Consider the following 16667-nt stretch of genomic DNA (forward strand, 5'->3'; position numbering starts at 1 on the left):
TCTCGCCGGGTGCGACGCCGGCACAGTCGGCGTCCAGCACGATAAAGCAATTGGCGAGACTGGCGACTTTCAACTGGTGAGACTCTTGGCCGCCGGCCAGCTCGACCGCATATTGACCCGGCGCGATTTGGCGGACGAAGCCGCGTTGGTACTCCTGTCGGCCGGCGGATTTTTTCAGGCGGCTGTCGCAGCGCGCCAGCAATTGCAAAGGTCCCGTGACGGGTTCACCGGCTAAACAACGCAAGGCCGGCGCCACGAATTTTTGGTAAGTGACCAATACCGCGGCCGGGTTGCCCGGCAGGCCGAAAAACCAGCTGGAGCCGATCTTGCCGAAAGCCAGCGGCTTGCCGGGCTTGATCGCCAATTTCCAGAACTCGACTTGGCCGCATTTGGCCAGGGTTTCTTGAACGTAATCGGCGTCACCGACCGAGGCGCCGCCGGTGGATAGAATCAGGTCGAAACGGTTGGCCGCATCCAGCAAGGTATGTTCGAGCAAAGCCGGATCATCTCTGACGATGCCCAGATCGACGATTTGATGGTTGGTGTCGGCCAACAGTCCGGATAGCAAATAGCGGTTGCTGTCGTGGATTTTGCCGTGTTCCAAGGGTTCGCCGAGCGGCGTCAATTCGTCGCCAGTCGAGAAAAAGCCGATATTCAGCCGGCGGCGGGCGCGGATTTCCGCAACGCCGGCGCCGGCCAACAAGGCCAGATCGCTGGCGGTTAACTTTTTCGGAGCGCTGATCAAGGTGTCGCCGCGATGCACGTCGCTAGCTATGGCGCGGACGTTTCTGCCACTGGGGCAATCGGCGCCGAACAGCGCGAACTCACCGTCTCGTTCGACTTGCTCTTGCTGCACCACGCTATCGACCCCGTCGGGTACCACCGCGCCTGTGAAAATTCTGATGCACTCGCCAGCCGCCAGTTCGCCAACGAAGGGTTGGCCGGCCCAAGCGGTGCCGACGACGCGTAAGCGGAAGGCTTGACCCGCCACTATTTGCGTGCTGTTTAACGCGTAACCGTCCATCGCCGCGTTGGGCTGCGGCGGAATGTCTTGCGGCGCTTGCGGACTTTCCGCGATGACGCGGCCGAGTGCGCTCGATAGCGCGACGGTTTCGGTTTCCGATAGCGGAATGATCGCGGCGGCGATCCGGGCCAGAGCTTGTTCGGCGCTAAGCAGCGGAGTGTGGCTTGGGTAACAGTGATTGGTCACGTTAGCGAGCTCAAATAGGTGTTGAGAATGAAGTCGGCAATCGCCGACGGATCGTTGAGATCGAGATTGGGTATCGGCGGTTCTGGTTGCAACCGGGTATCGCAGGCAATCGCGATAATGCTGGGATCGTCGGGATAAAGCAAGGGTTTGCCCAACGCGGGTCGATGCAACTCAATTTTGGGATAGTGTTCGTCGCGAAAGCCTTCCACCAAGATCAGGTCCAGGCCGGCGCTTGGAAATGCCGCTAATTGCTCGGCTAGCGTGACCTCGGTGGCGGCCGACAATTCGCTGATGATCGCGCGTCGGAAACGCGATACCAGCATGACCGGTGTCGCGCCGGCTAGCCTGAGCCGGTAACTGTCCTTGCCGGGCTGGTCGATTTCGAAATCATGGTGACTGTGCTTGATCACGCCGACATTCAGCCGGTTTGCCTTCAGCAGCGGCAACAGCCGGGTCAATAGCGTGGTTTTACCGGTGCCGCTGTAGGCGGCGAACCCCAACAGTGGCGGCGGGTGAAGCATCGCGGGTCTCGAAGGCGCAAGAATGCCGAGTATTCTAAGGTATTATGGCCAGCCTTGGGTGGCGGTCCGGAGGTCGGGTGATACGTTTGGTTTTACTGTTGCTGGTGATTGGCTTGTTTTTCGCGGCTCGCTGGTGGATGGCGCTGCCGACTAAGCCATCGGCCGACAAAATACGCCAATGGCTGATGGTTGGCGGCGTGCTGCTGTTGGCGGTTTTAGTGTTGAGTGGTCGCCTGGGTTGGTTGCTCGGCGCGCTGGGTTTGGCGGCGGCGTTTGTCTGGCGCAGTTTACCGGTCTTGATCAGAGTGGCGCCGCAATTACAACGCTTATGGCTTTGGTTTCGTGCCAGTCGCCGCGATTCCGGGCGAGAGGGCGAGACTGGGTCGGGTCGCGGGCGCGCGGGCGGTAAGACCGCGCCGATGACCGAGGCCGAGGCCCTGGAAGTCTTGGGGCTGAAAGTCGGCGCCAGCCAAGCCGACGTCGTGCAAGCCCATCGCAAGCTGATTTCGCGTGTGCACCCCGACCGTGGCGGGTCCGACTATTTGGCAGCGCGGATCAATTTGGCAAAGCGGGTGCTGCTGAAAAATTGAGTGGGCCAGCATCGTGCCGGACCGTTATTCGGTTTGAAATTCGAATTTCTGTGAAGCGCATCACCTTGAGCGAAAGATAAATCTGATCGAAGTCGGATTTTGATTTTGAACTTGGTGTGAAATGGTCGCGGTTTCGATATTCTGCAGTTGTCGGATCAATTCTAAAAAAGAGATGTGAGCCACAAAAAAACCTGGAAATTCAATTCATAGGACAAAAAAATTAAAGTTATACTGGCGCTCGCCGTAAACAGCGATAATTTCTAAGTTTATTCTGGGGCGAAAAAAAAGGGAGTTGAGGGTTGCAGTTGGTTGGACCGTCCTATCGGGCCGGACTAGGCGACGTAAGGATTGCACTCTAATCCGTATTTGAGATTGAAGGCCGATTCGTTTCAACGGACGGCTCTAACAGAACAATAACTGAATCACAAGCCAAATACCTGGGAGATTAATCATGATGGAAGAAGCGATAGATGTAATAAAAGACATGGATATGCCCGATTTCATTTCCTTCGATGAAGTGGAAGACGAAATTGAAGAGGTCGATCCCGCCGAAACGTTCAAACTAGCCGAAATCGACACCAGCGATTCGCAAAACGAAGGCACTTTCGACGCGACCCGAGCCTATCTTAACGAACTTAGTAAATCCCAACTGCTGACCGCCGACGAAGAGAAAATTTACGGCCGGCGCACTCAACAAGGCGATCCGCAAGCCCGCAAAATCATGATTGAAAGCAATTTGCGGCTGGTCGTGAAAATTTCCAGACGTTACTTAAACCGTGGGCTCCCGCTGCTGGATCTGATCGAGGAAGGCAATCTTGGCTTGATTCGGGCTGTCGAAAAATTCGATCCCGATCGCGGATTTAGATTTTCCACTTATGCTACTTGGTGGATCCGTCAAACGATAGAGCGGGCCATCATGAATCAAACTCGCACGATTCGCTTGCCGATTCACATCGTCAAGGAAATGAATGTTTACCTTAAGGCTCAACGCAGCCTGGCGCAACAACTCGATCACGAACCCACCGTGGATGAGATTGCCAAACATCTGGACAAGCCCGCGAAAACCGTCAGCAAAATGCTGAAATTGAACGAGAGAGTCACCTCGGTCGATGTGTCGTTCGGCAAGGATTTCGACAAGCCTCTTTTGGAAACGATATCGGAGGAAGAGAGTCGCAGTCCGGCTGAAATCCTGCAGGAAGACTTCATTCAAAGCAACGTTACCCACTGGGTCTACCAATTGGGCGAAAAACAACGTGAAGTGATTTGCCGTCGATACGGCCTGTGTGGTTTCGAAAACGCTACCCTCGAACAAGTCGCGCTGGAAATGGGTGTTACTCGTGAGCGAGTCAGGCAAATCCAGATGGATGGCTTAAAGCGTCTGAAAGAAATCCTGGAAACCAACGGTTATTCGTTCGAATCCATTTTTAATTAAGTCAATTGTCCGCTGGTTATTCTGGTGTGGTGGACGTTTCGTTCTCTCCGCCAGGATTGGAGCGGACTGTTTATGTTAGTCGGTACGGTATAGCGGTAGGCTGGAAATCCTCCGGTCGATTTCCGCTACCGTGGCGGCATACAGCGGGCTCCCTACCTTTTGATAACGGCTCTTGAATGTCTGAGCGTCCATATGCTCCGGCAAGTCTTGCACATCGGGGATAATCGCCGAATAGTCCTTGATTTGCGATAAAGCCTTCTGTAATTCCTTGGCCCGTTGCGGGGTCGAAATAGCGATCGTGCCAAACTTCGCGCCGGCCCGGTCCGCGCTCAAGTCGATAAAGCTAAAGCCGCTGCCTTTTTCCGCATCGCCCAACTCCTTGTCCACGCCCAGTTGTTCGCCTAATAATTTGGCATCGACCGCCGCCAACAGCGCCGATGCGATGAAATGTTGCGGAATGTCGACGCGTTTGTAGGCATAGACCGGGAGTTCCTTGTTGTACACCAAGCCGATCGGCAAAAAGCGGCGCAGCTCGCTTTTATAGATGTAGCTGCCGACCGCGATAATGATCGCGCGATTTTCCCTGATCGCATCGGCTTCCTCGGTATTCCGGTAGGCAAACTCGAACAGGGGCTGCAGCAGATCGATCAACGATAAGCGCCAGGCCGGATCGTGTTGGCCGACAATCGCGTTGATCTGTTGCTGATAGCGGTGCAGATTGGGGTATTCCCGATGTTTTTGTATGGCAAGCTGCTTTGCCGATTCGACCACCGAGCCTAGATAGCTTACTTCCAATGCCGTCGGGGTAATCCTGACGTTTTGCACGTATTGGCTGGCGACCAACCAATATTTTTTCAGCGGCGGATATTCCACGACAGCGGGAATCAGGATATTCGCGGCGGGATCAGGGATTGATATTTCGCCGATTTTGAAGGACTTGATACGTATGCCGTGCTCGGCTTGCCGAAGGCTGAAGCTAATGTCCAAATAGCGGCCCCATGGGTTTTGCGGTACGAAGATCGCGATTTGCGCTTGTAGGCGGTCGTTGAGCAACTGGATCTGGGTGGTGTTTTCGACAAAGTGATTGAGCAGATAGCTGACCGCGATGTTCAAATCCTTTTGGTTGAGTTTGACGGTCTTTACCGAGTCGCGCTCCTCGCTGCTGACGTTCAGTAATTGCTTGGCGCGTTGGATGTCGTCGCGATTCAGGCTTTGTTGGACTTGCGGTGAAGGACTGTCGTCCAGCGCGAAACACAGTAAAACCGTGATCGCTAGCGCCAGTCCCGCCAGCGGATAAAGCAGGCGTTTTAGCATTGATCCAAGATCAAATTGAAGCGGCTTTCCTTTAAATACAGCATTTCTTTTCTGAGGTCGGCATCGGTTAACGGTGCCTGTTCCAGCCAGCCTTGCGCAAACTCGATGCGGATGTTGCGATCTTCGATGCTGAGTTTGAAGTCAGGGCGCGGGCTATGCCGATTGCGGTGCAGGAGCGCGGCCAGTCTGAACAAGATCGCCATGATCGGCGCGTGTTGCCGCCAAGGCATCGGCAGATCCTCGAAGCGGCAGGCCTTGAATTTCTTCCGGTGGCTGCGCACCAACGAAGCCAGCAACAATTGATCCTGTTTGGAAAATCCGGCCAGATCGCCGTTCTCGATGATATACGCACTGTGTTTGTGGTACTGGCTATGGGCGATCTCGAAGCCGATTTCATGCAGATCGGCCGCCCATTCCAAAAACTGCAGCGATGCCGGGTTGCCGGCAAAGCAGGGGTGGCTGTCCAATTGTTCAGCCATATAGCGGAGCGTCGCCTTGAGCTGCTCACTGTGGCGGCGGTCGGTGTGGTAGCGGGCGGTGATCAATTCGCAAGTTTGGCCGCGAATATCGTGGTTATAGATCCGGCCCAACAAATCGTAGACCAAGCCTTCCCGCAACGCGCCGTCCGCGACGGTCATTTGTTCGATGTTCAGCGTCTTGAAAGTCGCGTAGACAATGGCTACCGCGCCGATGAAGACCGGCCGCCGCTCAATGCTGAGCGCCGGAAAATCGATCTCGGCGATGTCGTTCAGCTTCAACAGATGCTCGACCAGCGCGTCCAGGCCCGCCATCGTAATGCCGTTGTTGCTCCAGCCCGAGGTTTGCAACACATTGCTGACGGCCTTTAGACTGCCCGAAGCGCCGATCGCCTCGTCCCATTGCTTGCGGTTATAGGTATCCTGAAACGGTTCCAGGTGGTGCTCGGCAAACAACATCGCGTTGCGAAAGGCTTTCTTGTTGATCTTGCCGCTTTTGAAAAAGGCCTGGCTGACCGTCACGCAGCCCATGTTCAGACTTTCCTTGGTATGGGCGACATCTTCCCGGCCGATGATGTATTCGGTACTGCTGCCGCCGATGTCCATTACAAAACGGTTGTTGGCATCGCTGCCCAGGCTGTGGGCGACGCCCTGGTAAATCAGCCGGGCTTCCTCGATGCCGGAAATAATGTGGATTGGATGGCCCAGGGCTTTCTCGGCCTTGTTGATGAATTGTTGCGAATTGCGGGCGATGCGCAACGTATTGGTGCCGACGATCGCCACGCTGTGCGGCGGAAAGTTGCGGATACGCTGGCCGAATCGCTCCAGGCAGGCCAGCGCCCGTTCCTGGGTGTCCGGCTCCAGATAGCGGTTATGATCCAGCCCCGCCGCCAACCGCACCATCTCTTTCAAACGGTCCACGGTTTGGAGTTTGCCGTTCATCAGGCTGCAGATAATCATGTGGAAGCTGTTCGAACCCAGGTCCACGGCGGCAACGCTGGTCGGTATCGGAAAGGGCAAAGTAGTATTCCTGTTCGGGCTGCTGAGTAAATGCCAATTCTGATAGAATCGACTGCTTTTACGGCCGGCGATCCCGCGCCGGAACGTCATCACTACCGCGGGGCATTATAAACTAGAGCATGACGGCTTTATCCATCCGCAACCTAAAAAAAACCTATAACAACGGCTTCCAGGCCTTGAACGGCGTGGACTTGGACGTCGAACTCGGCGATTTTTTCGCGCTGCTCGGCCCCAACGGCGCCGGTAAATCGACCTTGATCGGCATTGTCAGCTCGCTGGTCAACAAGACCAGCGGCAGCGTCGAAATCTTCGGTCACGACCTGGATCGGGACCAGGCCGCCGCCAAAAGCTGCCTCGGCTTGGTGCCGCAGGAAGTCAACTTCAACCAATTCGAGACCGCGCACAACGTGGTGATGAACCAAGCCGGTTACTACGGTATTCCCCGCCAGCAAGCGCTAAGGCGCACCGAAATCTGCTTGCGGCAAATGGAGTTATGGGACAAGCGCGATACCGTGTCGCGGCGCTTGTCCGGCGGCATGAAGCGGCGGCTGATGATCGCCAGAGCCATGGTGCACCAGCCGCGCTTACTGATCCTGGACGAACCCACCGCCGGCGTTGACATTGAAATCCGCCGGGCCATGTGGGAGATGATGCAAGAGGTCAACCAACAAGGCACGACCATCATTCTGACCACCCACTATTTGGAGGAGGCCGAAAGCCTGTGCCGCAACATCGCCATCATCAACGACGGTCGGATCATTGAGCATTCGGCAATGAGCGATCTGCTGGCCAAGCTACATACCGACCATTTCGTGCTGGACGTGGCCGAGCCGTTGCGCGAGGCGCCGGCCATCGCCGGTTGCGCGATCGCGCTAGCCGGCGAACGGGTGCTGGATGTTTCGGTGCCGAAAGCGCTGGGCCTGAATCGGCTGTTTCAGGAGCTGTCGGCGCGCGGCGTCGAGGTACTGAGCCTCAGAAACAAATCCAACCGATTGGAGCAAATGTTCATGGACCTGGTGCAATGATGTATTCGGTCGCGTTTTGGACGATATTGGGCAAGGAAATTCGCCGCTTCACCCGCATCTGGCCGCAGACCCTGTTACCGCCGGCCATTACGACCGCGTTGTATTTTTTGATCTTCGGCAAACTGATCGGCGACCGCATCGGCTTGGTACACGGCGTCAGTTACATGGATTACATCGTGCCGGGCATCATATTGATGTCGGTGATCAGCCATTCTTATTCCAACGTGGTGTCGTCGTTTTACTCCACCAAGTTTCAACACCATATCGAGGAATTGCTGGTGGCGCCGGTGCCGAATTACGTGATTCTGGCCGGCTACGTGTGCGGCGGCATCGCCCGCGGCGTATTGGTTGGTTTGGTGGTGGCGGCGATTTCGATGCTGTTTACCAAAATCCAAGTCCTGCATTGGGAGGTGGCCTGCCTGGTGTTCGTATTGACCGCGACCTTGTTCGCGCTGGCCGGCTTCATCAACGCGGTGTTCGCCGACAGTTTCGACGACATCTCGATCATCCCCAACTTCGTGCTGACCCCGCTCAGCTACCTGGGCGGCGTGTTTTACTCGGTGGCGATGCTGCCGGGCGTCTGGCAACGGGTGGCCCAGGCCAATCCTATCCTGTACATGATCAATGCCTTTCGCTACGGCTTGATAGGCGTCAGCGACGTCCCCATCCTGCTGGCCTTCGAAATGACCGCAGGCGTCATCGCGCTGCTGATAGGCCTGAGCCTGTGGTTGCTGCATAAAGGCGTCGGCATAAAAACCTGAGCCTATTTCGGGGCTTAAGCCACGCTGGTCGCACGCAGGAAGTCTGGGCCAAGCGCCGCAACGAATGGTCGCTCAGTCGGTCGATTGCAGCAGTTTGCGCAGCGCGGTCGGGTTTTTGATGGCGATGAAGCGGTTTTGCACGCTGATCAGATCGTCGTCCTGGAATTTTTTCAGCATCCGGCTGACCGTTTCCAGCGCCAGGCCCAGGTGATTGCCGACTTCCTGGCGGGTCAGCGACAGTTTGAATTCGGACGACGAAAAGCCGCGCCGCTTCAAGCGCTCGGACAGGCTGATCAGGAAATAAGCCAGTCTCTCCTCGGCCGGACGCTTGCTGAGCACCAACTGGTTTTTGTCTTCTATCATTTTCTCGCCGGTATGGCGGAACAATTCCCGAGTCAGGCTGGGCACGTTTTGGAACAATTCTTCCATGCTGTCGGCCGGCAGGATGCAGAAACTCATGGTTTCCAACGCGATCGCCGCGCAGCCGTGCTTGGCGCCGGACAGGCCGTCGAAGCCGAGCAGTTCGCCGGGCAGCAAGATGTTGAGAATGTGTTCGTTGCCGTGGTTGTCGTTGGCCACCAGCTTGGCGCTGCCGGACTTGATCGCCAGAATGCCGCGAAAATTATCGCCCTCGCGGTAGATGAAATCGCCGCGTTGCAGGGTTTTTCGGGCGCGGATCACCTGGCTGATGTTGGCGATTTCGGTTTGCGACAAGCCGCGCGGCAGGCAAATGTTGTCCAGGCTGCAATTGGCGCAACTGACTTGCTTGTTGAGGGCGGTGACCTTGGCGTCGGTGCCGGCCGAGTCGCAATGTTGCGGGTTGTTCATTCGGCTGCTCCGTCCATGTCCCGGTGGTAGCCGACGATGCGTTCCACCTCGTTTTTCGAGCCCAAAATGAGCGGCACCCGTTGATGGATGCTGGTGGGCTTGACGTCGAGTACTCGTTCCCGGCCGGTGCTGCAGGCGCCGCCGGCCTGCTCGATGATGAAGGCCATCGGGTTGGCTTCGTACAGCAGGCGCAGCTTGCCGGGTTTGGCCGGGTCGCGTAGATCGAAAGGGTACATGAAAACCCCGCCGCGATTCAAAATCCGGTAAACCTCGGCGACCAGCGACGCCACCCAGCGCATGTTGAAGTCACGCTCGCGCGGACCGTCGGTGCCGGCGACGCATTCGTCCACATAGCGCTTGATCGGGGCTTCCCAGAAGCGTTGGTTGGACATGTTGATCGCGAATTCGCTGGCGTCTTCCGGAATCTTCATGTTGCAGTGGGTCAGGATGAATTCGCCGACGTCCTGATCCAACGTAAAGCCGTTGACGCCGTTGCCGGTGGTCAGCACCAGCATCGTCGACGGGCCGTACAATACGAAGCCGGCGCAGACTTGTTCGCTGCCCCGGCGCAGAAAATCCTCGGGTTCCGGCTCGACGCCTTCGCGGCAGCGCAGGATGGAAAAGATGGTGCCGACGGTCAGATTGATGTCGATGTTGGACGAGCCGTCCAGCGGATCGAACAACACCAGGTATTTGCCCTTGGGGTATTGCTTGGGAATCTGGATCGGGTCGTTGATTTCCTCGGAGGCCATGCCGCCCAGCGAGCCGCTCCAGTCCAGGGCCTTGACCATGATGTCGTTGGTGATGATGTCCAGCTTTTTTTGGACTTCGCCCTGGACGTTTTCCGAATCCGCGCTGCCCAGCACGCCGATCAGCGCGCCGCAATTGACCCGGTGCGAGATTTGCTTGCAGGCGGTGACGATGTTGTTCAGCAACAGCGTGAAGGTACCCGAAGCCTCCGGCAGCCCGCGCTGCTGTTCGATGATGAACTGGGTCAGGGTGACTTGGTTGGTCATGCGGTGGTTCTCCGTCGGGTGTTCGAGTTGGGGTTCAGGCGCAACGCCCGCGCGCGACCGAATGGTCGGCGGAAATCGGTTGGCGCGCGGCGCGAAGAGGTGGCCGGGAATGGTTTCATCGGGGCGTTCAGACTTTTTCGCTTAACAGCGTTTGCGGCGGTAACGCGGGCGGCTGGGGCTGGGTGGGTTGGCCTTGCTGTGCGTCCATAAATCCGGGCGTTAATCCTTTTTGTTCAAATTGGTGCCTGAGTTCGGGCAGGCGGCTGTCGATCAGCTCGACGGTACGCGGCGACTCGCTCCAGAAGCGGGTGTTGACGCTGCCGTCGTAGCAGGAAATTTTACAATGTATTGTACCAATAAGCGGTGGGCTTAGGGTAATGCTGACGGTCCAGGCGTCCTGGCGCTCCTCGGTGCCGCCGGCTTGATCGCGTTCGATGCACAGCCGCAAGCTGTCGGCTTGATCGGCGTTGAAGAACGGCAATTCCAGAAACCAGGCCTGTTTAGTCGCGTCGTCCCTGGGTAGCGAATTCAGTTGATCGAGCGTCAATTTGGCCAGACCGCCCTGGGCTTTTTGCAGCGTCTCGCCGAGCGGTTCGCGCTCGGCGGCCGGCAGCGCGGTTTGTTCGGCCAGTTCCTGGCGAAGCAAGGCCACGAATTTGGTCAACTTCAGCTTGAAATCCTCGGGCGGCGGCGCATGGTCCGGCGGCGGATGCGGGCCGCCGAACCAGTCGCTTTCCATGAACAAGCCGGAGCCGCGAATCGCTTGCCGCAGCGGCGCCGGTTCGAGCAAGGCCGCGCGCGGCGGAATCGCCGCCAGCAGAGTCAGCGCGGCGTGTTTCAGGGTTTCGCCGACATTCGCGCCGGCGAAGTCCGCCGTTACCAGACGCGCCAGATGGCCGGCGAACTGGGCCGGCGGGGTTTGCATCGGCAGCAGCTGTTTGTAGGCGGTGGCGACCAAGGCCTCGGTATCCGCGTCGCGAGGCGATAGCGCGACCATCGCGCCGTCCGCGCTTTTAACGATTTGCAACGCCACGGTTTGGCCCGGCGCGGGCGCGGAGACGTTGGTTGGCGCATGGCCGGCGGCCGGTTGGGACCAGGTCCATTGTCTGTCGGTCAGCGTAATCAAGTCGGCGCGCGCGGGTGGGGGAGGCGCGAGCGGACCGCCGGCGGGCGCTTGGGATAGGGCGGCGGGCGGGGTCGGCGGCGTGGCCAACGACGCGGCGGGCGCTGCCGGGCTGGCGGCGGGCAGCAATCGCAGGGTCAATTGACCGCCCTCGGCTTTGACGACGACCGCCGTCAAGCTGGCGGCCGGGTTCGAGTTCGCCGGCGCGGCGGCGGGCGCCGCCGAGGCCGCCGAAGTCGCGGATGCCGTTGTGCCTGGACTCGGCGGCGCGGTCGTCAGTTTGAAAACGCCGCCGTTGGTGTCATTGGGCAACGGCACGAATTCGCTTCGATTCGGCTGGCTGACCGCCACCAGACGCAATTCGGCGGCCGGGAGTAATTTGACGACCTGAAGTTGCAGCGTTTGACCCGCCTGTACCGGAATCCGCGTGGGGTTTTGCAGCGGTAGGCTGCGTTCGCCGACCGCCACGGTCAGGTTGCGGCTTTGGCTATCGACTACCGTGATTTTGGCTTCCAGCAATTGATTGAGCTTGAGTTCGGGAAAGTCCTCGGCGATCTTGCTCAAGCCGACCTGTAAGCGGGCATCCAGCGGCAGGTTGATGTCCATGACTCCCCCTTGGCCGGCGGCCGTCAGGTTTAGGATGATGCGTACTGCTTCGGCCAGGGCCGGTATCTCGGAGTAAATCGGCGTGGCCGATCCGGACGCGGTGATGTCAGCCATGGCGGCGGCCGGCTATTCCAGGCCGAGAATGAAGTCCCATTGCGCGGCGCCGACCGGCATGATGGATAAGCGGTTACCGCGGCGCAGCAAGGCCAATTCGGCCAGTTCGGCCTTTTCCTTCAGTTCCTTCAACGTAATGTTGCGCGCCAATTTGCGGACGAATTTAACGTCCACCATGAACCAGGTCGGTTGCTCCGGCTTGCTTTTGGGATCGAAATGAATATTGTCCGGATCGAAGGCGGTGAAATCCGGATAGCCGGCCTTGACCACCCGCATGATGCCGACGATGCCCGGTTCGGCGCAGTTGGAATGGTAGAAAAATACCAGGTCGCCCGGCTGCATGTCGTCGCGCATCATATTGCGGGCCTGGTAATTGCGGACGCCGTCCCAATGCTCGGTTTGTTCGGGTTTGCGTTGCAAGTCGTCGATGCCGAAAGTTTCCGGTTCGGATTTCATCAACCAATAGTTCATCTCGGTTCCTCGAGGCGGTGGAGAGCTTGGCTCGCATTGTCTCCGCTATTGGTCGTCGGGTGCAAGTACCTCGACGTGGTCGGCGTAAGTTTCGGCGATGCGGTGAAACCGCGGCTCCAGCTCCAGGAAGGCCGCGACGATGTCGGGATCGAAGTGGCTGCCGTTACCCTCGATTATCAAGTTCATCGCTTGTTCGCGCGGGATCGGCGCTTTGTAAACCCGGCGGCAGGTCAAGGCGTCGTAAACGTCGACCAAGGCGAGAATGCGGGCGGACAGTGGAATCGCCGCACCTCGCAAGCCCAGCGGATAGCCGCTGCCGTCCCAGCGTTCGTGGTGGCCGTAGGCGATATCCATGCCGCATTTGATGAAGCCCTGCGACGGATACTGCTCATAGACCGAGCGCAAGGTATCGCCGCCGATCGCCGCGTGGGTCTTCATGATCTCGAATTCCTCCGGCGTCAGCCGGCCGGGTTTTTTCAAAATGGCGTCGGGGATGCCGACCTTGCCGATGTCGTGCAACGGCGAGGAGCGCACCAGATCCTGGGTGAACTCGGCGGTCACGCTGGCGGCATGGCGCTCGGTGCCGCCCATGTGCCGGCAAATCAGGTCGCAATATTTTTTCAGGCGCAACAGATGCGAGCCGGTTTCCGGATCGCGGTATTCGGACAGTTTGGCCAGCGCGGTGATGATCGCGTCTTGGGCCTCGATAAAGGCTTCGCGGTGCCAGTGGCTCTGTAGCGCGGTGGCGGTGACGTTGAGTATGCCGATCATTGTCGATAAGGTGTCGGCGGGCAAGGATGGTCCTTCGCCGGCTACCGTGATCAGACCGATGACGCCGCGCGAACTGGCCATCGGCAAACAGGCCAGCGGCTGGCCGGTAAACCAGGCAATGCCGCCGCCGTCCAGCGGCGATCCAAATTGCCAGCGCCGGTTTTCCGCCAGCGCGCGGCGAATCGCGCCGTCGGGCAGATCGGCGACGGCGAACTGGTTCGGTTCACCGTTTTGCGGATGGAAACAACGAAATTGTTGATCCGCTGCCGGACTCAGCCACAAACCGATCGCATCGCTACCGACCAGATCGGCCAACGCGGCGACTAGCGCCGCCACGACGCTTTGCGAGTCGTTCAGCCGGGTCATGTTGGCCACGTAGCGGTATTGCAGGGCGAGGGCGCGGGTCTTCTTGGCCACCAAATCCTCAAGGTGCGCGTTGAGTTGGCCGAGTTGACGGTTGGCTTGTTGCAATTGGCATTGCAGGATTTGCTCGGCCATTTTCAAGCGATATTGTTCCAGGCCGTCGTTCAAGGTTTCGCGCAGAATTTCCGGCGGACAGGGTTTGTTTAAAAAGCGGGCGATATGGGCGCTGTGCAGCGCGTTGACGGCGATGTCCAAATCCGCCCGTCCGGTCAACATCACCAGCACGGTATCGGGATACTGTTGGTAAACCGCATTCAAGAAGACGATGCCGTCCATGCCCGGCATGTTGTAATCGGACACCACCACCGCGAACGGTCCCTGATCGGCCAGGATGCGCAGGCCCGCCGCGCCGCTGTCGGCGACGGTCAACTCGAAATCGCGGCGCAACTGGCGCTTGATGCCTTCCAGCAATAGCGTTTCGTCGTCGACGAACAAGACTTTCCGGCTGATCGTCGAGATGGCGGTCGGCTCGTTGGTCGGATCGGTGGGCAAACTCATCGGCGGCCTCCGGTTTGGTCCGCAACTTTATCCGCCAACGCCCGCCATTCGGTGAGACGTTCCAATTTACCGAGGCGGCCGAGGTAGGCTTCGTCAAGTTGTATCTCGAACAAGTGACAGTCGTCCGGCGGACTGATCGGCTGCAAAAGACAAGCCGCGACGTGAACGGCGGTTAGCGCATTGACGCCGTCGTAATCGGTCTCGTTGGGGGTGTAGTGCAACAGGATGGCTTCGATGATGCGCGGCGGAATTTTCCACAGGCTCAACACATAGGCCGCCGCCTGACAGCGATTGAAGCCGAAAATCTCGGTTTCCAAGCGCGTTATCGGTTGCTCGTGGCGTTTGGCCCGCGCCAACAATTCACGGGTTTTGTCGCCGCCGCGCGACAGAAAAATCAGCAAGCCCATATTGTGCAGCAAGCCGCCCAAATAGGCTTGGTCCGGACGGTCTTCCTGCTGGTTTTCCGCCAGCGCGATCAGGCGCGCCAGTTCGCCGACCCGGCCGGCGTTTTGCCACAAGTATTCCATTTTTCGTTCCAATTCCGGACTGGCGATCGGAAACGCGGTCTTGACGTGCACCGACAACACCAGGTTATTCAGACGCTTGATGCCGATCAGGTTGATAGCGTCGGTCAGACTGGAGACCACCCGGTTCAGCCCGAAATAGGGCGAGTTGATCAGTTGCAGCAATCGGGCGGACAACACCATGTCGCGGGCGAAAATATCGGCGATGTCCTTGGCCGTGGTGTTTTCGGCGGCGATCGCCGCGTTCAACTCGCGGCAGATCGCCGGCAGGCTGGGCAGGGCGTTGGCATCGCCGAGGGTGCCGGCGATCAGCGGATCGCTGACGCAATCCTGAATCTTGAAGATTTGGCTCAGCGCTTCCCGCAAGGTTTCGGCGCTGCACGGCTTGCTCAAATACTGGTGCGCGACTTCCAAGCCCTGCTTCAGGTTGCTTTCGTCGGTGTAGCCGCTCAGTAGGATTCTGACCACGCCGGGATAGCGCTCGGCAACGGTCTTCAGCAGTTCGTAGCCGTGCATGGCCGGCATCATCATATCGCTGACGATCAAATCGATTTTCTCGGCCGCCATGATGTCCAGCGCTTGCGCGCCGCTAGTCGCGAAATACAGCCGCCATTGGTCGCGGTAGGGCCGCAACTGCCGTTGTATGCCTTGAATAACCAATTCCTGGTCGTCGACAAACAATATCTGCTTCTTAGTCATCTTCGGTAACCGGTGGTGGCGGTTCGAGCGGCAATAACACGTGAAAGGTGGTGCCGACGCCGGCCTCGGACTCGAAGTATAGCCGGCCCAGGTGGCGTTCCACGATAATGTTGTGGGCCAGGCTCAGGCCTTGGCCGGTGCCTTTGCCGACCGGTTTGGTCGTGAAAAACAGGTTGAAGACTTTCTCCCGAATTTCGGCCGGAATGCCGGCGCCATTGTCGCGAATGCGGATCTCCGCCATGGCGCCGAGCTGACGGGTGGCAATCTGGATGACTCCGCGTTCGCCGCCTTTTTCTTCGATGGCATGGGCGGCGTTAATGATCAGATTGAGCAGGACCTGGCTGAGTTCGTTGGCGTAGCAGGGCACGGCCGGCAGATCGGCGGCCAGATCGGTTTCGATGTCGGCGACGTACTTGCAGGCGTTGCGGCTGATGGTGATCGCGCTGGCGACGGTGTCGTTCAGATTGACCGCTTGCCGGGATTGGCTGGGTTCGACGTGCGAAAAAGTCTTCATCGCCTTGACGATTTCGGCGACTCTGGACACGCCTTCCAGCGCCTGAGCGATGGCTTTGGGACTGTCGTCCAGAATAAACTCAAGATCGAATTGCTCGCTGAGTTGGTCCAGCCGGGCTCTCGTCTCGGGGGCGGCTTGCCGGTACACCGCGGACCGCCAAGCGTTCAGGTCGGCGAAGTAGCTGTGTAGCGCGGCCAGATTGTCGCCGATGTATTGAATCGGGGTGTTGATTTCGTGAGCCACGCCGGACGCCAACTGGCCGATGGCTTCCAGTTTCTGGGCTTGGCTCAGTTGGGCTTGCAAGGCCTTGGTTTCGCTGATGTCGTCGAGGATGCCGCAAAACAGCGTCTCGCCGTCGATTTCGATCGGGTTGATGTGCAATTGCACCGCGAAGATTTCGCCGGAAGCGCGGCGGCCCTGAAACTCGCGGCGCTGGTTCATGTTTCGGCTTTCCCTGTTCGCGATGTAGTGCGCCAGATAGCCGTCGTGCCGGTCGGCGACATCGGCCGGCATCAGCCGGTTGACGTTTTCACCCAGCATTTGCCCGGCGGCGTAGCCGAAGATGCGTTCCGCGCCGCGATTGAAACTACGGATCCTCCCGACTTGGTCAATGGTAATGATCGCGCTGGGCGTGGTGTCCAGGATCGTATTCAGATGGCGGGTTTGTAGTTCCAGACTGCGCATTTTTTGCTGTAGGATCGCGCGCTGGTGGCCTAGTAGCACACCGACCG

15 protein-coding genes are annotated in these 16667 nt (G+C 58.4%); 4 read left to right on the forward strand and 11 right to left on the reverse strand.

Features of this window, described 5'->3' with window-relative positions:
* Window positions 1-1210, reverse strand: a 1210-nt coding sequence (gene moeA, locus AC3B8H_RS10245; protein ID WP_488441484.1) for a molybdopterin molybdotransferase MoeA, incomplete at its 3' end; no start/stop codon positions are given.
* On the reverse strand, window positions 1207-1731 hold the full coding sequence (gene mobB, locus AC3B8H_RS10250; RefSeq protein WP_488441485.1) for a molybdopterin-guanine dinucleotide biosynthesis protein B: 525 nt from the start codon (window positions 1729-1731) through the stop codon (window positions 1207-1209). The genes moeA and mobB, both read right to left, overlap by 4 nt.
* Before the next feature lie 77 nt (window positions 1732-1808).
* Here mobB and AC3B8H_RS10255 point away from each other — a divergent pair, with 77 nt between their 5' ends.
* Window positions 1809-2321 (forward strand): J domain-containing protein, encoded by a 513-nt coding sequence (locus AC3B8H_RS10255; protein ID WP_488441486.1) that lies wholly within the window; start codon window positions 1809-1811, stop codon window positions 2319-2321.
* A gap of 451 nt (window positions 2322-2772) precedes the next feature.
* Window positions 2773-3753 (forward strand): RNA polymerase sigma factor RpoS, encoded by a 981-nt coding sequence (rpoS, locus tag AC3B8H_RS10260; protein ID WP_488441487.1) that lies wholly within the window; start codon window positions 2773-2775, stop codon window positions 3751-3753.
* A 75-nt stretch (window positions 3754-3828) separates the two neighbouring features.
* Here rpoS and AC3B8H_RS10265 read toward each other — a convergent pair whose 3' ends face one another.
* Together AC3B8H_RS10265 and ppx are read right to left on the reverse strand one after the other, a co-directional pair.
* On the reverse strand, window positions 3829-5067 hold the full coding sequence (locus tag AC3B8H_RS10265) for a hypothetical protein (RefSeq protein ID WP_488441488.1): 1239 nt from the start codon (window positions 5065-5067) through the stop codon (window positions 3829-3831).
* On the reverse strand, window positions 5061-6563 hold the full coding sequence (gene ppx / locus AC3B8H_RS10270) for an exopolyphosphatase (protein WP_488441489.1): 1503 nt from the start codon (window positions 6561-6563) through the stop codon (window positions 5061-5063). Before ppx ends, AC3B8H_RS10265 begins: the two co-directional genes overlap by 7 nt.
* A gap of 119 nt (window positions 6564-6682) precedes the next feature.
* Between ppx and AC3B8H_RS10275 the strand changes: the two genes are divergently transcribed.
* The gene (locus AC3B8H_RS10275) at window positions 6683-7588 is read left to right on the forward strand and encodes an ABC transporter ATP-binding protein (protein WP_488441490.1); all 906 of its coding nucleotides are present in this window, start codon (window positions 6683-6685) and stop codon (window positions 7586-7588) included.
* The gene (locus tag AC3B8H_RS10280; RefSeq protein WP_488441491.1) at window positions 7585-8349 is read left to right on the forward strand and encodes an ABC transporter permease; all 765 of its coding nucleotides are present in this window, start codon (window positions 7585-7587) and stop codon (window positions 8347-8349) included. The genes AC3B8H_RS10275 and AC3B8H_RS10280 overlap by 4 nt, the downstream gene beginning before the upstream one ends.
* Before the next feature lie 72 nt (window positions 8350-8421).
* On the opposite strand, the gene AC3B8H_RS10285 is transcribed toward AC3B8H_RS10280, so the two are convergent.
* The 7 genes from AC3B8H_RS10285 to AC3B8H_RS10315 all read right to left on the reverse strand — a co-directional run.
* Window positions 8422-9177, reverse strand: a complete 756-nt coding sequence (locus AC3B8H_RS10285) for a helix-turn-helix domain-containing protein (protein ID WP_488441492.1) — start codon at window positions 9175-9177, stop codon at window positions 8422-8424.
* Complete coding sequence (locus tag AC3B8H_RS10290) at window positions 9174-10193, reverse strand: class 1 fructose-bisphosphatase (RefSeq protein WP_488441493.1); 1020 nt, start codon at window positions 10191-10193, stop codon at window positions 9174-9176. The genes AC3B8H_RS10285 and AC3B8H_RS10290 overlap by 4 nt, the downstream gene beginning before the upstream one ends.
* A gap of 127 nt (window positions 10194-10320) precedes the next feature.
* A complete protein-coding gene (gene fliK, locus AC3B8H_RS10295) occupies window positions 10321-12036 on the reverse strand; it encodes a flagellar hook-length control protein FliK (protein ID WP_488441494.1) in 1716 nt (571 codons plus the stop codon).
* Between the two features lie 12 nt (window positions 12037-12048).
* Complete coding sequence (locus AC3B8H_RS10300; protein WP_488441495.1) at window positions 12049-12507, reverse strand: EVE domain-containing protein; 459 nt, start codon at window positions 12505-12507, stop codon at window positions 12049-12051.
* A gap of 45 nt (window positions 12508-12552) precedes the next feature.
* Window positions 12553-14199 (reverse strand): HD domain-containing phosphohydrolase, encoded by a 1647-nt coding sequence (locus AC3B8H_RS10305; protein ID WP_488441496.1) that lies wholly within the window; start codon window positions 14197-14199, stop codon window positions 12553-12555.
* On the reverse strand, window positions 14196-15422 hold the full coding sequence (locus AC3B8H_RS10310) for an HDOD domain-containing protein (protein WP_488441497.1): 1227 nt from the start codon (window positions 15420-15422) through the stop codon (window positions 14196-14198). The genes AC3B8H_RS10305 and AC3B8H_RS10310 overlap by 4 nt, the downstream gene beginning before the upstream one ends.
* Window positions 15415-16667 (reverse strand): two-component system sensor histidine kinase NtrB (locus AC3B8H_RS10315; protein WP_488441498.1); only part of this gene is annotated, 1253 nt, incomplete at its 5' end. The genes AC3B8H_RS10315 and AC3B8H_RS10310, both read right to left, overlap by 8 nt.

The sequence above is a fragment of the Methylomonas sp. BG-2 genome (genome assembly GCF_057766305.1).

What these genes read in the sequence shown, in the direction of transcription:
- AC3B8H_RS10285 (WP_488441492.1), bottom strand. Translation starts at nt 9,177, where the DNA reads ATGAACAACCCGCAACATTGCGACTCGGCCGGCACCGACGCCAAGGTC.
- AC3B8H_RS10310 (WP_488441497.1), bottom strand. Translation starts at nt 15,422, where the DNA reads ATGACTAAGAAGCAGATATTGTTTGTCGACGACCAGGAATTGGTTATT.
- AC3B8H_RS10300 (WP_488441495.1), bottom strand. Translation starts at nt 12,507, where the DNA reads ATGAACTATTGGTTGATGAAATCCGAACCGGAAACTTTCGGCATCGAC.
- AC3B8H_RS10305 (WP_488441496.1), bottom strand. Translation starts at nt 14,199, where the DNA reads ATGAGTTTGCCCACCGATCCGACCAACGAGCCGACCGCCATCTCGACG.
- fliK (WP_488441494.1), bottom strand. Translation starts at nt 12,036, where the DNA reads ATGGCTGACATCACCGCGTCCGGATCGGCCACGCCGATTTACTCCGAG.
- rpoS (WP_488441487.1), top strand. Translation starts at nt 2,773, where the DNA reads ATGATGGAAGAAGCGATAGATGTAATAAAAGACATGGATATGCCCGAT.
- AC3B8H_RS10280 (WP_488441491.1), top strand. Translation starts at nt 7,585, where the DNA reads ATGATGTATTCGGTCGCGTTTTGGACGATATTGGGCAAGGAAATTCGC.
- mobB (WP_488441485.1), bottom strand. Translation starts at nt 1,731, where the DNA reads ATGCTTCACCCGCCGCCACTGTTGGGGTTCGCCGCCTACAGCGGCACC.
- AC3B8H_RS10290 (WP_488441493.1), bottom strand. Translation starts at nt 10,193, where the DNA reads ATGACCAACCAAGTCACCCTGACCCAGTTCATCATCGAACAGCAGCGC.
- AC3B8H_RS10265 (WP_488441488.1), bottom strand. Translation starts at nt 5,067, where the DNA reads ATGCTAAAACGCCTGCTTTATCCGCTGGCGGGACTGGCGCTAGCGATC.
- AC3B8H_RS10275 (WP_488441490.1), top strand. Translation starts at nt 6,683, where the DNA reads ATGACGGCTTTATCCATCCGCAACCTAAAAAAAACCTATAACAACGGC.